This window comes from uncultured Oscillibacter sp., assembly GCF_947654275.1.
In the GTDB taxonomy this organism is placed as follows: Bacteria; Bacillota; Clostridia; order Oscillospirales; family Oscillospiraceae; genus Oscillibacter.
Window position 1 is genome coordinate 43,806 of the sequence record NZ_CANTJS010000009.1, and the last position, 14,525, is coordinate 58,330.

Here is a 14,525-nt window from a genome sequence, read left to right on the forward strand (position 1 = left end):
GAAGGAGGTGTGGCGTCATGTGCCGGAGAGATTGGGGCGGCTGTCACCTGTTGGGTATCTGCGCCGCGGCGCTGGGAACCGGGATATTGATTACCGCGATTTTCCCGGTAGGGGCGCTGCTGTTCCTGGTGGCCTTTCTGCTGATTGCCTGCGGCTGCGCATGCTGCAGGCGGTGAATTCCTTTACTTAAATTTAGGAGGCGGCTTTATGAACATCGTGGTTTGGAAATCCCCTAAAATGCTTCGCGGAATTCTGCGGAAATTGTTCAAGGTGAAGGAATAAGCCTGCCGGGCAGTTCATAGAGTAGGACAGGAATACGATGGAACTGCCTGGAAAGGAAGGACGGAGTTCATGGAACTGGAACTGAAAAAAACGTCTCTGGACACCTATGAGACGGGGGGCGAGCTGACCCTGACCCAGGAGGAAACGGCGGAAACCATTGTGCCGGACTACTGCCCCGATATTGCCCGCATCATCGAAACCGTGGGGAAGGTCTATCTCCACAGCCGGGAGCTGCGGGACGGGAAGGCGGAGCTCTCCGGCACCGTGCGGGTGACGGTGCTCTACACCCCTGACGGAGAGCCGGGCGTCCGGACGCTGGAATTCGCCATGCCCTTTACCGTTGAGAGCGACAACCGGAGCCTGTCGGGCTGCCAGTACCTGACAGCGGAGACAGAACCGGAATTTCTGGAGACCCGGATGCTGAACCCCCGCAAGATTTTTACACACTGCAAGCTGGTCACACATATCACCGCCTATCAGCGGACGCCCCTCAGCTTCTGCACCGACGTGGAGGCCGAAGAGGGCTTCTGTGTGGAGAAGCGCCAGGAGCAGCAGCACGCAATCCTTTTAACACACATTGCTGAAAAGGATTTTACCTTTACGGAGGAGGTCAATCTCTCACCGGGCCGGGAGGGAGCGGCGGAGCTGCTGACCAACCAGGTTTCCAGCACCGTCACCGAGGCGAAAATCGTGGGGAGCAAGTTGATTTTCAAGGGGATTTTTTCCGTCAGCCTGCTCTACCGTGACAGCGAAGGAACCTGCGGCTCCATGGCGGCGGAACTGCCCTTTTCCCAAATCATGGAGGTGGAGGGCGTCACCGAGGGCGCTGCCGCGGCCATGCAGCTGCAATTGACGGGGACGGATTTCCAGATTGACGGAGACGACCCCGAGGGCCGGCAGATTGCCGTGACACTGTACCTGCACGCCACCGCCCTGATGCGGGAGGAACAGGACCTGACTCTGCTCAGCGATCTCTATTCCACGGCCTATGATATGACCTATGAGGCCGCGCCGCTGTCCCTCACCAGCTTCTGCGAGGCCATGAACCGCCGTCAGACGGTGCGGGAGGTGCTGGAGATTGGCGTGGTGGCCAATGCCATTCTGGCGCTGTCGGCCCAGTGCGGAGCAGTTTCCGTCAGCCGGGAGGGGAACATGGCCGTGCTGCGCACCGGCGTAACCGTCCGGGCCATGTATCTGGACGAGGGCGGCGTGCCCCTGGTGGCGGAGCGCTGCATCGACGCCAGCTGCCAGCTGGAGCTGCCGGAGGACTGCCGGATCACCGCACGGGCGGTCTGCCCGGAGGAGGTCCAGGGCTCCCTGGGAGACCGAGGAATCGAGGTCCGCTTCCCGGTGGATTTCCGGGTGGAGGCGGCCTCCCGGGTCAAAAAGGTCTGCGTCTCCGCCGCCAAGCTGGATGCGGAGTCTCCCAAGGACCTGACAGGGGCGCCCTCTCTGGTGCTGCGCTGTATGGGACGGCAGGAGAGTGCCTGGGACCTGGCAAAGAAATACAACACCACCATTGACTCCATTCTTTCCGCCAACCAGCTGGAGGGAGAGGAGGACCTGCCCCGGGAAAAGCTGCTGCTGATTCCCAGGAAGCGGGCGTGATGAGCGAATGAAAACAGCGGACGTTTCCCGTCTTGGAAACGTCCGCTTGCTTTATTTCCATAATTCCTGATTCATCAGGCTTTCATAGCTGATACCAGGGGTGTGTGGATAGTCCTCCGGATCCCGGCGGTGCTTTTTGGCCCAGGCGTTTGCGAGAAGATAGAGCACCGACTCAAATTCCAGGTCAGGCTTCAGTCTGGTACTTCCGCTGCGAACGGCCTCATAATAGGCCCGCCCATTGACCACAGCCACGCACCGCTGATAGAGGAACAGGTCAGCGGACATACTGTTTGTGTCTTTATAAAGGCTCTGAGCAATCTTTCGGCTGTCCAGATTGTGCAGCAGACGGGCCATAGTGTCCTCAAAGGCAAAAATCTCCTCGTCCGACCGCCGGGCCAGAAAACGCAGCGCCGGCGCAAGGACCTGACTGTCGTCGCCTGCACAGTTCCAGTTCAGCAGGTCCATGACTCTCCAGAAGAATGCTTCATTCTCCACGGGATGCGCCTCCTAATTCTCCGTGTACCGAGCCAGGAACTGCCGGGTCCGTTCCTCCCTGGGGTGGTCGATGACCTCTCGGGGATCGCCCTGCTCCACGATGACGCCGCCGTCCATGAAAATCACCTGGTCCGCCACGTCCCGGGCAAAGGCCATCTCGTGGGTGACGATAATCATGGTCGTTTTCTGCTCCGCCAGAGAGCGGATGACCCGCAGGACCTCGCCGGTGAGCTCCGGGTCCAGGGCGGAGGTGGGCTCGTCAAAGCACAGGATGTCGGGCTGTAAAGCCAATGCCCTTGCTATCGCTACCCGCTGCTGCTGTCCGCCGGAAAGCTGGTGGGGATAATGGTCCGCCCGGTCCGCCAGACCCATCCGCGCCAGCAGCTCCCGGCCCGTCTTGACAATAGCTTCTTTACTCTCGCCGCCCCGTTCCTTGGACAGCAGCTCCCGGGCCAGGGTGACGTTTTGCAGCGCCGTGTACTGGGGGAAGAGATTGAAATTCTGAAACACCAGACCGAAGTGAAGCCGCTTCTGCCGGATGTCCTTTTCCGACTGGGTGGAGGGGTCCGACGCGTCAAAAATCACGCCGCCCTTTACGGCAATGGAGCCGTGGTCCGGCCGCTCCAGAAAGTTCAGGCAGCGGAGCAGGGTGGTCTTTCCGGAGCCGGAGGAACCGATGATGGACAGGGCCTGTCCCTCCTCCAGGGAAAAACTGATATCGCTGAGAACCTGGGTATTGCCGAAGTGCTTTTCAATATTCCGTACCTCTAAGATTGCCATACGTTTCTCCTTTAACGGAAATAGTCCAGCTTCCGTTCAAACCAGCCAAACAGCAGGGTCAGGACGCCTACAAACACCAGAAAGAAAATCGCCGTAGAAAACAGGGGCCAGATCAGGCCCTTGGCCGCGTATTCATTGGCGGTCATAATGATTTCCTTGTTGGAGATGATGCGGGCCAGGGAAGTATCCTTGACCAGGGTGATGATTTCGTTGCCCATGGGGGGAACGATGCGCTTCACCAGCTGAAGAAGCGTGACCTTGAAGAAAATCTGGGGCTTCGTCATGCCCAGCACCTGTCCGGCCTCATACTGTCCCCGGGGAACCGACTCAATGCCGCCCCGGAAAATTTCGGAGAAGTAGCAGGCGTAATTGATTACAAAGGCCACCACCGCCGCCATCAGCCGCCCACTGTTTCCGGCGGGCCAGGGCGTTCCCCAGCCCAGGAGACCCGGCCCCAGGAAGATGACCAGCAGCTGGAGCATCAGGGGAGTGCCCCGGATGATCCAGACAAAGGTCTTGACCAGCCAGGACAGGGGTTTGAAACGGCTCATGGAGCCAAAGCAGACCAGAAGCCCCAGAGGAATCGAGAAAATCAAGGTCAATCCGAAAATCTGGCAGTTGATGATAAAGCCCTCACACAGGCGGCCCAGGATTACACTCATATGTTCACACCTCAAAAAACTCCCTGTGGGACAAGGGAAAAATTCCCCTGTCCCACGGAAGATTGTATGTTTCTTATTCAGCCAGCTCCAGGTTGTACTGGCCGGCCAGGGCCTTCAGAGAACCGTCAGCCACCATCTCCGCGAAGATATCATTGACGGCGTCCCGGATATCAGAGCCTTTGCGGAAGGCGACGCCATAGTTCTCAACGGCCAGCTCATCCACAATCTCCAGATCGGCGTAGTCCGTGCCCTCACCGGTCATGGCGTTCGCCAGGGTCAGGTCCAGAACAGCGGCGTCGGCAGTGCCGGCCTTGACCTCCATCAGGCAGTCGGTCTGAACGCTTTTGCCCACATAATCCGCCTGGGCCAGGCCGGCGTCGGGCTCGGAGTCCTCCGTGCCGATGATTTGTGCCTCACCGGCGGAGCCAACCTCCGCCACCACAGTCTTTCCCGCCAGGGAAGAGGTACCGGCATAGTCCGTTCCGGACTTGACCACCACCACCTGGGCGTTCTTCACATAGGGAACCGTGCAGTTCATGTTGGCCTCCCGCTCGGCATCCAGGGTCAGGCCGTTCCAGATGCAGTCAATGGACTTGCCGGCCAGCTCCACTTCCTTGGTCTCCCAGATAATCTCCTGGAATTCCGGCTCCACGCCCAGCTTTTCACAGACGGCCCGGGCCAGCTCCGTGTCAAAGCCGGTGAAGTTTCCGTCGGCGTCGGTGTAGTTCATGGGCTCATAGACCGTGTAGCCAATCACCATTTTCCCGTTTCCCTGAACATAGGCCAGGTCGCTGTCTGCCTGACCGCTTCCGGCGTCTCCGGCGGGCTGGTTCTCCGGAGGGGCCGCAGGGGAGTCGCTGCCGGCGGTGCCGCCGGAGTCCTTGCCGCCGCAGGCCGCCAGGCTCAGGACCATCACAAGGGCCAGCAGAAGGGCCCGAAGTTTCTTGCTTTTCATCATGTTTTCATCCTCCAAATTTGAACGGGCTGCCCGTTCGTTTAATACACTAACAGTTTACCATATGAAAGAACAGCTGTAAAGCATGAATTCGACCAAATCACCCCTTTGACAGAGGAGGGTTCTTTGTGTGCTTTCTCCAAAATCAGAACCTGTATTCATAGCCGGGGGGAGCTGCATGGGCGAGGATTTTTCCTGTTGCAAGGGAAATTGACGCAGTATGGCAGGAAAAAGACCGTTCAGACAGCGTTCAGCGGTTGTGAACGCAGGTTCTCAGGCAAGCCGTCATACTTTCATGGGGACGGGCATAGATTGGAACATGAATATGGAGCGGAAAAAGGACGGGATGCTATGAACACGACCATCTATCAGAATATCGCCACCCGCACCGCGGGAGATATCTACATCGGCGTGGTGGGCCCGGTGCGGACCGGCAAGTCCACCTTTATCAAGCGCTTTATGGAAACCCAGGTGATTCCCAACATTGAAAATGTGTACCGCAAGGAGCGGGCCAGGGATGAACTGCCCCAGAGCGGTTCCGGCCGGACCATCATGACGGCGGAGCCCAAATTTGTGCCGGAGGAAGCGGCTCAGGTTCAGCTGGAGGGCGGCGCGTCCTTCTCCGTGCGGCTGATTGACTGCGTGGGCTACATGGTCCGGGGAGCCATCGGCCAGTATGAGGACGACACGCCCCGGATGGTGACGACGCCCTGGTACGACCACGAAATTCCCATGACGGAGGCGGCGGAAATCGGCACCCGGAAGGTGATTTCCGAGCACTCCACCATCGGCATCGTCATCACCACCGACGGAACGGTGGCCGATATTCCCCGAGAGGACTATCTGGAGGCGGAGGAGCGGGTCATCCGGGAGCTCCAGGAGCTGGGGAAGCCCTTCATCGTCCTCTTGAACTCCGCCGATCCCAGGTCCGACCGGGCCGCCGCCATCGCCAGAGACATCGCCTCACGCTATGAGGTGAACTGCGTTCCGGTGAACTGCCTGGAGCTGGGGGAGGAGGACGTGGCGGACATCCTCAAGGCTGTCCTCTACGAATTTCCCATGCAGGAGCTGGACCTGTTCCTGCCTCCCTGGGTGGACGCTCTGCCGTCGGCGCACCCCATTAAGGCAAACCTTTACGAGGCGGTCCGGCAGAGCACCTCGCAGCTCCAGCATATCCGGGAGGTGGACGGCGTCATCGCCGCCCTGGGAAGCTGTGAGAATATCAGTGAGGCGGCCATCACGGCCATTGACCTGGGCACCGGCGTGGCCGCCGCCCGGCTGGGTCTGCCCCGTGAACTGTTTTACCGGACGCTGTCGGAGCAGTCCGGATTTGAGGTGGGGGACGACGGCGACCTCATGAGCCTGCTGACCCGTCTGGCGGCGGTGAAAGCGGAATATGACAAGGTGGCCGGGGCGCTGAAGGACGTGAAGGAAACGGGGTATGGCATCGTGGTCCCCGGCATTGACGAGCTGACCCTGGAGGAGCCGGAAATCATGAAGCAGGGAGGCCGCTACGGCGTGAGGCTGAAGGCCAGCGCTCCCAGCATCCATATGATTCGGGCGGACATCGAGACCGCCGTCTCGCCCATCGTGGGCAACGAGAAGCAGTCCGAGGATATGGTGAACTACCTGCTTCAGGAGTTCGAGGGAGACACGGGGAAAATCTGGCAATCCAATATTTTTGGCCGCAGCTTCCACGAGCTGGTCAGCGACGACCTTCAGGGCAAGCTGAAGCGGATGCCGGACGACGCCCGGAAGAAGCTTCAGGAAACCCTGACCCGCATCATCAACGAGGGCAGCGGGGGGCTGATCTGCATTATCCTGTGAGAGAGACGGGCGGGCGCCGGGAACGGCGTCCGCCTGTCCCCATGCCGGCTGCGTCCCATCCCATTCGGAGTTTTTTTGCAGGGAACGGGCTGTGTCCCGTTTTCCGGGAGTCTGGCACAATTGGGAGAACAGACACGCCCCGCGCTTCCATGTACTTGAACCCCCTTCCGTGATGTGATATGATCGGTTCATCAGAATCAGCGCAGGGGAGGGGACGGCAGTGGAACGCGGCGGCTTTATTTCATACGGAACGAGCGAAAAAGAGATCATTCGGATGGGGCTTCCGGCTATCCGGGCCATTCTTCTGGGCCCTGATGCCGGCGCAAAAAGAAGACTGCTGCTGGCCCTGGACTGGTTCATGGACCCCTATTACAAGCAGGACATCTCGGACATTCACGACGGGCTGGTGGAGCTGCTGCAAAGGGTGGCGGTTTCCTCAGATGACATTGATGCGGCGGAGGATGCCCTGGGGCTTTTGGGCGATTATGAATGGCCGCCCTTTCCAATCCTGGAACAGAATTTCGACCACATACCGGACCCGTTAAAATCCTGCGCACGGTCCGTAATCAGCATGGACAGGGATTTGGACTGACAGGAGAAAGCCGCCGCAGACCCTTCCGGCCGCGGCGGTTTTTTCCATTTTTCCTGTTTTTCCTGCGGCGCTTTCCTCAGGGGAGGTTTTTTCCGCTCTCTCTTATGTGCCTGTCTTGGGAGGTCCGCATCCTCTTACGGAATTTCCTCCGGGAGGGGCTTTCGTGCGTATTGGACAAGATCCTCCCGCACGGCGCCCAGTCTCCGGTAGGCCGCCCGGCCTTCCGCCAGGGTCATGCCCCGGTTTTCGTCGCTGGGCTGGTCCTCGCCGGGGTCGAACACATCGTTCTCCCAGAAGCACACCGGACAGATGAAGGCCACGGCCTCCTCCTTCGGAACCGGGAACGTCCGACAGCCGCAGCAGGGGCAGGGAAATTTTCCTGGCGCAGGCGGCTGCTCCGCCGGGCCCGGCGGCGTTTGCTCCGGAGCGGAGGCCTGTCCATTGACCGCCGCCGGACAGAACATCTGTTTCACGCTCACAGCGCCGTCCCTTTTTTCGGCGTATGAAGCCGGAACAGGTCCGCGCCTTCCAGCTCCAGCAGGAAGCGCTTTTTCTCCACGCCGCCGGCGTAGCCTGTCAGACTGCCGTTGGTCCCCACAACCCGGTGGCAGGGAACGAGGATGGAGATGGGATTGTGTCCCACCGCGCCGCCGACGGCCTGGGGAGAGGCGGAGACTCCGGCGGCTTTCAGCTTCTCCGCCAGCGCGCCGTAGGTGGACGTTTCTCCGCAGGGGATTTCCAAAAGCAGCTTCCACACCGCCTGCCGGAACGCGCTTCCCTGAGGGGCCAGAGGCGGCAGGGAAGGGAGAGGCTTTTTCCCGAAATAGGCCTCCAGCCAGGCCGCTGTCTGATGGAACACCGGCAGGTCCGGACGTTCCTCCGCCTCGGCCTCCAGGCCGGCGGCAAAGTATTTCTGGCCCTCCAGCCACACTCCGGCCAGGGCCTCCCCGTCGGAGGCCAGGGTCAGGGAACCCAGGGGGGAGGCCAGTTTCGTCAGATAAGTCATAGGCGACGCCTTCCTCTCATAGTGATGCTTTTATGATACCAGAACAAACGTATGATTTCAACCCCAGCCCGCAAAAAAGGGATATCCGATTGGGAGATTTTTCGCAGGGGCCCTGTCCCGGCCCGTCTGCCGGAAAACTCCGTATCATTGGGAGAGCGGGCGGGCGCAGGGGCCCGCCCCTACACCGTATCCTCCTGAAAAAATGCGAAAAAGGACAGTTCCTTCCCGATAATCCCCTTGTCAAACGGGCCGGCTCGTGTTAGGATACAGATAGCATCTGCCGGCGGCGGAGAGGAAGGGAGTCCGGTGTTTGACACGATTCTTTTTTTGATGTTCGGGACCTTGCTGTACTGGGGCGTCTGCCAGATGTTCACTGTATACGAGCCCAGGACCCTCAGCCATAAGCTGTTTTTCACCGTCAAAAGCAGGCTCCTCTGGCTGCTGCTGGTGGGACGGTACCGGGGAAGGCGCAGGATGCCGGAGGAGAGCCGGTACAAGCTCAGCGGAGCGGGGATCGCCACTTACATCGCCCTGCTGCCGGTGCTGCTGGCGTGGTACTGCCTGGTGCTGGAGCGGGTCCCGCCGTGGATGCCCTCCGGAATCTGCTGGGCCGTCTATTTTTTCGCCGTCGTTTTTCTCAACATCTTCGACGAGCTTCTGGGAAGCTGCGTCAACCGATGATTTTTGAAAGGGGGGATCTTCCATGCTGCTGGCCATTGACGTGGGCAACTCCAACACTTCTGTGGGACTGTTCGACAAGGACAAGAACCTGCGCTTTCTGGCGTCCCTGGACACGGACAGCCGAAAGACCGCCGACCAGATCAGCATCGACCTGATGAATCTCTTTACCCTCTATCATTTCAGCTATAAGGACGTCACCGGGGCCATTCTGTGCAGCGTGGTCCCGCCGCTGAATTTCATGATGGAGAAGGCCCTGACCCGCCTGCTGGGCAGACCCCCCATGGTGGTGGGGCCCGGCGTGAAAACCGGACTGAACATCCGATTGACGGTACAGACGCAGGTGGGGGCGGATATCGTTACGGACGCGGTGGCGGCGCTGGAGAAGTTCACGCCGCCTATTATCACCATAGACATGGGCACGGCCACCACCATCGGCGTCATCTCCGAGGGCCGGACCTATGAGGGGGGACTCCTCCTGCCGGGGGTCAACGTCTCTTTGGAGGCGCTGAGCCGCCGGGCGGCCCAGCTGCCGGACATCTCCCTCCAGCACCCCAAGTCCCTGATCGGGAAAAACACCGAGGACTGTATGCGTTCCGGCATCGTCTATGGCACCGCCGGAATGCTGGACGGCATCATCGACCGCATCCGGGAGGAATTCCCGGGCCGGGAGGTGAGCGTGGTGGCCACGGGGGGAAACGCCCCGGTGATTGTGCGCTACTGCCGGAACCAGGTCACCTATGACAAGTTCCTGCTGATGGACGGACTCTGGACCATCTACCAGAAGAACCGCTGAGGGAAGAGGCCCCAACAAGCGCCTGCCGGAAAACCGGCGGGCGTTTTTAATATCACAAAGAAACCAAAAAATTTCAAAAAAATTGGATTGACCGGGAACGCCGGACCACCGTTGCTGTCTATACCAGTGTGGGCCCACAACACGGAGAAAGGAGAGAGGCAGATGGAAGATCAATCCATTGTAGACCTGTACTGGCGGCGGGACCCGGACTCTATCCGGCGGACCGATGAGAAATATGGGAATTACTGCCGGACCATTGTCCGAAATATTCTGCCGGATGGCCGGGACCAGGAGGAATGCGTCAACGACACCTGGATGAAGGCCTGGAACGCCATGCCGGATCAAAGACCCAGCCTGCTGGGGCCCTTCCTGGGAAAGATTGCCCGGAATCTGGCCTTCAACCGCTGGCGGGCAGGCCATGCGGAGAAACGGGGCGGGGGAGAGCTGCCCCTGATTCTGGAGGAGCTGGCAGAGTGCATCTCGCCCGACGACACATCCCGGACCGTAGAGACGGCGGAGCTGGAGGAGGCGGTGAACCGCTTTCTCCGGGCTCTGCCGGAGCGGGACTGCAATGTGTTTCTGCGGCGCTTCTGGTTTTCGGAGCCTGCGGCGGACATCGCCCGGCGCTATGGAATGAAGGAGGCCACGGTGCGGACCAGCCTGTTCCGCAGCCGGGCGAAGCTGCGGAATTTTTTGGAAAAGGAGGATCTGTTATGAACAAGCAGGAACGGCTGTTCCTTGCCATCGGCGGAGCGGACCCGGAGCTGGTGGCCCGCAGTGAACAAAGAAGGCGGAACCACTGGCTCAGGTACGCTCCGGCCATCGCGGCCTGCCTGCTGATGGTGCTGACGGTATTCCAGATCAAACCCCTTTGGGCAGCAACCCCCGACATCGTTTCTCCGGGAACGCCGGGGCCCGGTGTGTGGAATCCGCCGGAGGATGAGGAGCCGGGCAGGCAGGAGCTCATTCTGCCGGAGGGGGGCGGCGAAATCGGGACCCTGCGGCTGCTGAGCTGGGCGCCTCAGTCTCAGGATGAGGCGGTGGATTTCCTGATTTATGTCAACGAAGAGCAGTTTGCTATCTGTGAAGAAGATGGGCTTTACAGCATCAGAAGCATCAGCCCTCTGCCGGAGGATTTCCCGGTCTGCGGCCTGGATATCCGCCATCTTCCCGGAACAGCGCCCCAGGAGGCCAGGGAGGAGGCGGAGGCGGCTTTGGAGTATTCGGACATGACTCACGAGGAGCTCTCCGCCGCTCTGCCGGGCAGTCTTTATCTGCGGTCCGGCGGGGGGACGGACTGGGACTCGGAGCAGGCGGAGCTCTGGTTTGTGGAGGACGGACAGGGGGGGACCTTCGTCCTCATGGCCCGGTATTTTCTGGAGGCTGAGGAGGGATTGGGACAGCGTTTCCGGGACATGGTTTCCAGCTTCCGGGTGGTCTCTCTGAACGAGACCGTGCCCGAGTGGATGCGCTCTCTTTATGAGACAACAGAACGCCTGTTCCCGGCGCTGCTGTCCGGCGACCTCTCCGGCGTCTCCGATTTGCTGGCGGAGGATGCCGATGCGGACGCTTACGGGGAAAATGTCTGGGAGAACATCAGCATTGCTTCCGTGGACTACGCGCCGGATGACGACCGGGACCCCCATTCCGCGATTGTGTCCGTCAAGCACCGGCTGAATCTGGAGGAAGGGGAAAGCTTCAGCTATCTGACCATGGAGCTGGTCCGTCAGGACGGACAGTGGCGGCTCTCCTGGTCCGGCATCGAGAAATAAAGAAAACCGTGCCCCGCTCTGTGGAACGGGGCACGGTTCCTGTTCAGGTGTTCATCTCAATGCCCCGGTCCCGGAACGGGGCCAGAACATCGGGGGTGCACATGGAGCTCCAGAAAACCGAATACAGATTTTTCAGCCGTTCCCATCCCTGCACACTGGTGACGTCGAAAATGTCCTCCTCGCCGTCCCAGTCCGGCTTCAGCAGAAAATAGATACAATTTCCGCCGTCAAACTCCAGCTCCAAAACCTTGTCCAGGTCTTCCTCTGTCAGCCGCAGCTTCTGAAAATAGGACACCATCTCCGGCACCGGTTCCTCCAGGTAACAAAAATGATCCACTGGCTCCAAATACCGCCGTTTCATCTCCGCCAGCTCCGATTCAAAGCTGGGGCTTTGATCTAAAATGCTGTCAATGACCACCAGCTTGAAATTGAAATCCGCGAACATGCCGCTTTCATCTGTAAAACGGGACATCACGGTCCCCTCCCTTCATGTCATGGAAATGCCGGACAAACACAAAAGGTCTGTCCGGCACTCCGTCCAAAGTACTTTATTTCGCCAGAACCTTCTTCAGCTTGGCAAAGCGGGGCAGGGAATCCTGCTTGGGCAGCTTGGGTTCGCCCTGAATCAGGGGCAGGGCATAGTCCACAAAGTCCCGGGTCACGTTGTCGTGGCTGGGGGTGATCCACTCCAGAGGCACCTTCTTCTCGGTGTTGGCCACGTCGGTCAGACCCAGCAGTCTGGTTTTGCAGACATATTTCCCATCCTCATAGGTCCGCTCGAAGCCAACCATCTTGTCGGTGATGCCCGCCACGGCATTTTCCACGGCGGCCTTGCCGGACATATAGGACTCCTCGATGTCGGTCTCAGAGGCCAGATGGGCGCCGCAGCGCTGGAGCAGGCTCAGCTCGATGCCCCGGACCTTGGCTCCGGTCTTCTGCTTGCAGGCCTCGGCCAGCAGAGCGGCCAGGCCGCCCAACTGGGCGTGACCGAAGCCGTCGGTGGCGGAGGTCTTCGCCTCGGAGACAAAGGAGCCGTCGGCATAGTGGATGCCCTCGGAGACGGCCACCATGCAGTTGCCCTTTTCCTTATAGATGCGGTCCACCTCGTTCAGGAACTGGTCCATGTCGAAGTCCACTTCGGGGAGGTATACCAGGTCGGGGCCCGCGCCGTAAGCGGAGGCCAGGGAGGCGGCGCCGGCCAGCCAGCCGGCGTGGCGGCCCATGATCTCGATGATGCAGACCATGCCGGTGTCATAGACCCGGGCGTCCTGATAGACCTCCATGCAGCTGGTGGCAATATACTTGGCGGCGGAGGCGAAGCCGGGGCAGTGGTCGGTTCCGAAAAGGTCGTTGTCGATGGTCTTGGGTACGCCCATCACCCGGCACTCATAGCCCACCTTCTGCATATACTTGGAAATCTTGTTGCAGGTGTCCATGGAGTCGTTTCCGCCGTTATAGAAGAAATAACGGACATCGTATTTCTTGAAGATTTCCAGGATGCGCTTGTAGTCGGTGTCATCCACATCGGGGTCCTTCATTTTGTAGCGGCAGGAGCCCAGGGCGGAAGAGGGGGTGTACTTCAGCAGTTCCAGCTCGGCGGGGTCCTCCTGGCCCATGTCGAACAGCCGGTCGTTCAGCACGCCCTTGATGCCATGCTCCGCGCCCAGCACCCGGGTGATGTTGGGATTTTTCAGGGCGGTATCAATGACACCGTATACACTGGCATTGATGACAGAGGTGGGGCCGCCGGACTGGCCCACAATGCACGCGCCTTTCAATTCGCTCATATGAAAAGCCTCCTTTAAATACTATGTGGCGCCTCAGTTTGGACAAACCACGGTATTTCTATCATAGCATTCAAAAAAAGAATTGTAAATACTTGCATTTTATTTTTTTTGTGATATTATCATAGGAGAAAATCGTTTTCGTCTTCCCGATGCGGCAAATCCACGCCGCGGAAGGAGCGGCGGAACAAATAAACTGTCAGGAGATGATTGTTATGGCACTGGTCACTTCCACTGAGATGTTCAAAAAGGCCTATAACGGAGGCTACGCCATCGGAGCCTTCAACGTCAACAACATGGAGATCATCCAGGGTATCACCGAGGCCTGCCGCGAGGAAAAGGCGCCTGTGATCCTTCAGGTCTCCAAGGGCGCACGCGCTTATGCCAACCGCACCTATCTGGTGAAGCTGGTGGAAGCCGCTGTCATTGAGTGCCCCGAAATTCCCATTGTGCTCCATCTGGACCACGGCGACAGCTTCGAGACCTGCAAATCCTGCATTGACGACGGTTTCACCTCTGTCATGATCGACCTCTCCTCCAAGTCCTTCGCTGAAAACATCGAGGGAACGAAGAAGGTCGTCGAGTATGCCCACGACCACGGCGTGGTGGTCGAAGCCGAGCTGGGCGCTCTGGCCGGCGTGGAGGACGACGTCAACGTTTCCGCCGAGGAATCCCACTACACCCGTCCCGAGGAAGTGGAGGAGTTCGTCTCCAAAACCGGCTGCGACTCCCTGGCCATCGCCATCGGCACCAGCCACGGCGCTTACAAGTTCACCGCCGCGCAGTGCACCCGTGACCCCGCCACCGGCGAGCTGGTTCCGCCTCCGCTGCGCTTTGACATTCTGGAGGAGGTTGTCAAGCGTCTGCCCGGCTTCCCCATCGTGCTCCATGGCTCCTCTTCCGTGCCCCAGGAGTTCGTGAAGATGATCAACGCGAATGGCGGCAAGATGCCCGACGCCGTGGGTATCCCCGAAGCGCAGCTGCGCAAGGCCGCTGAGAGCGCTGTCTGCAAAATCAACATCGACTCCGACCTGCGGCTGGCCCTGACCGGCACCGTCCGGCAGTACTTCAATGAGCATCCCGACCATTTCGACCCCCGCCAGTATCTGAAGCCTGCCCGCGCCAACATCAAGGAGCTGGTTCGCCACAAGCTGGTGAACGTTCTGGGCTGCAACGGCAAGGCATAATCACAGGCAATCAAAAGGGAGCGTTTCGGCGCTCCCTTTCTCTCATCTTATGCATGAAAAAAGAGAGGATAAACGGAACGGTCTGTGTTATATTGTCAGCA

The 14,525-nt window shown here is 59.5% G+C and carries 17 protein-coding genes; 9 read left to right on the forward strand and 8 right to left on the reverse strand.

Annotation, left to right across the window (positions count from 1 at the left end; translation table 11 throughout):
• The first annotated feature begins 17 nt into the window (after nucleotides 1–17).
• On the forward strand, nucleotides 18–176 hold the full coding sequence (locus Q0063_RS03930; RefSeq protein ID WP_297870671.1) for a hypothetical protein: 159 nt from the start codon (nucleotides 18–20) through the stop codon (nucleotides 174–176).
• 175 nt (nucleotides 177–351) lie between these two features.
• Nucleotides 352–1,890 carry a DUF3794 domain-containing protein gene (locus tag Q0063_RS03935; protein WP_297870672.1) on the forward strand — a complete coding sequence of 513 codons (1,539 nt, stop codon included), beginning with the start codon at nucleotides 352–354 and terminating at the stop codon, nucleotides 1,888–1,890.
• Nucleotides 1,891–1,941: 51 nt separating this feature from the next.
• Here the strand turns inward: Q0063_RS03935 and Q0063_RS03940 are convergent, their stop codons facing one another.
• From Q0063_RS03940 to Q0063_RS03955, 4 genes are all read right to left on the reverse strand, one after another.
• Complete coding sequence (locus Q0063_RS03940) at nucleotides 1,942–2,385, reverse strand: DUF4240 domain-containing protein (RefSeq protein ID WP_297870673.1); 444 nt, start codon at nucleotides 2,383–2,385, stop codon at nucleotides 1,942–1,944.
• 12 nt (nucleotides 2,386–2,397) lie between these two features.
• Nucleotides 2,398–3,165 (reverse strand): amino acid ABC transporter ATP-binding protein, encoded by a 768-nt coding sequence (locus tag Q0063_RS03945; protein WP_297870674.1) that lies wholly within the window; start codon nucleotides 3,163–3,165, stop codon nucleotides 2,398–2,400.
• An 11-nt stretch (nucleotides 3,166–3,176) separates the two neighbouring features.
• Nucleotides 3,177–3,827, reverse strand: a complete 651-nt coding sequence (locus Q0063_RS03950) for an amino acid ABC transporter permease (RefSeq protein WP_297870675.1) — start codon at nucleotides 3,825–3,827, stop codon at nucleotides 3,177–3,179.
• A gap of 73 nt (nucleotides 3,828–3,900) precedes the next feature.
• The gene (locus tag Q0063_RS03955) at nucleotides 3,901–4,782 is read right to left on the reverse strand and encodes a transporter substrate-binding domain-containing protein (protein ID WP_297870708.1); all 882 of its coding nucleotides are present in this window, start codon (nucleotides 4,780–4,782) and stop codon (nucleotides 3,901–3,903) included.
• 351 nt (nucleotides 4,783–5,133) lie between these two features.
• Between Q0063_RS03955 and spoIVA the strand changes: the two genes are divergently transcribed.
• Nucleotides 5,134–6,609, forward strand: coding sequence for a stage IV sporulation protein A (spoIVA, locus tag Q0063_RS03960; protein WP_297870676.1), 1,476 nt, complete (start codon nucleotides 5,134–5,136; stop codon nucleotides 6,607–6,609).
• A gap of 274 nt (nucleotides 6,610–6,883) precedes the next feature.
• Complete coding sequence (locus Q0063_RS03965; RefSeq protein WP_297870677.1) at nucleotides 6,884–7,201, forward strand: hypothetical protein; 318 nt, start codon at nucleotides 6,884–6,886, stop codon at nucleotides 7,199–7,201.
• Nucleotides 7,202–7,335: 134 nt separating this feature from the next.
• Here the strand turns inward: Q0063_RS03965 and Q0063_RS03970 are convergent, their stop codons facing one another.
• Nucleotides 7,336–7,665 (reverse strand): CPCC family cysteine-rich protein, encoded by a 330-nt coding sequence (locus tag Q0063_RS03970; RefSeq protein WP_297870709.1) that lies wholly within the window; start codon nucleotides 7,663–7,665, stop codon nucleotides 7,336–7,338.
• Nucleotides 7,666–7,676: 11 nt separating this feature from the next.
• The gene (locus tag Q0063_RS03975; RefSeq protein WP_297870678.1) at nucleotides 7,677–8,207 is read right to left on the reverse strand and encodes a methylated-DNA--[protein]-cysteine S-methyltransferase; all 531 of its coding nucleotides are present in this window, start codon (nucleotides 8,205–8,207) and stop codon (nucleotides 7,677–7,679) included.
• A gap of 306 nt (nucleotides 8,208–8,513) precedes the next feature.
• Here Q0063_RS03975 and Q0063_RS03980 point away from each other — a divergent pair, with 306 nt between their 5' ends.
• The 4 genes from Q0063_RS03980 (at nucleotide 8,514) to Q0063_RS03995 (ending at nucleotide 11,453) form a co-directional block, all read left to right on the forward strand.
• Entirely contained in the window at nucleotides 8,514–8,888 is a 375-nt protein-coding gene (locus Q0063_RS03980) for a hypothetical protein (RefSeq protein WP_297870679.1), read from the forward strand.
• A 22-nt stretch (nucleotides 8,889–8,910) separates the two neighbouring features.
• The gene (locus Q0063_RS03985; RefSeq protein WP_297870680.1) at nucleotides 8,911–9,681 is read left to right on the forward strand and encodes a type III pantothenate kinase; all 771 of its coding nucleotides are present in this window, start codon (nucleotides 8,911–8,913) and stop codon (nucleotides 9,679–9,681) included.
• A gap of 162 nt (nucleotides 9,682–9,843) precedes the next feature.
• Nucleotides 9,844–10,398, forward strand: a complete 555-nt coding sequence (locus Q0063_RS03990; protein WP_297870681.1) for an RNA polymerase sigma factor — start codon at nucleotides 9,844–9,846, stop codon at nucleotides 10,396–10,398.
• Nucleotides 10,395–11,453 (forward strand): hypothetical protein, encoded by a 1,059-nt coding sequence (locus tag Q0063_RS03995; protein ID WP_297870682.1) that lies wholly within the window; start codon nucleotides 10,395–10,397, stop codon nucleotides 11,451–11,453. The genes Q0063_RS03990 and Q0063_RS03995 overlap by 4 nt, the downstream gene beginning before the upstream one ends.
• 43 nt (nucleotides 11,454–11,496) lie before the next feature.
• Here Q0063_RS03995 and Q0063_RS04000 read toward each other — a convergent pair whose 3' ends face one another.
• Both Q0063_RS04000 and Q0063_RS04005 read right to left on the reverse strand, forming a co-directional pair.
• Nucleotides 11,497–11,925 (reverse strand): DUF6892 domain-containing protein, encoded by a 429-nt coding sequence (locus Q0063_RS04000; RefSeq protein ID WP_297870683.1) that lies wholly within the window; start codon nucleotides 11,923–11,925, stop codon nucleotides 11,497–11,499.
• Between the two features lie 76 nt (nucleotides 11,926–12,001).
• Nucleotides 12,002–13,240, reverse strand: a complete 1,239-nt coding sequence (locus Q0063_RS04005) for a 6-phosphofructokinase (RefSeq protein WP_297870684.1) — start codon at nucleotides 13,238–13,240, stop codon at nucleotides 12,002–12,004.
• 212 nt (nucleotides 13,241–13,452) lie between these two features.
• On the opposite strand from Q0063_RS04005, the gene fba reads away from it, so the two are divergent.
• The gene (fba, locus tag Q0063_RS04010) at nucleotides 13,453–14,424 is read left to right on the forward strand and encodes a class II fructose-1,6-bisphosphate aldolase (protein ID WP_297870685.1); all 972 of its coding nucleotides are present in this window, start codon (nucleotides 13,453–13,455) and stop codon (nucleotides 14,422–14,424) included.
• Nucleotides 14,425–14,525 lie beyond the last annotated feature (101 nt).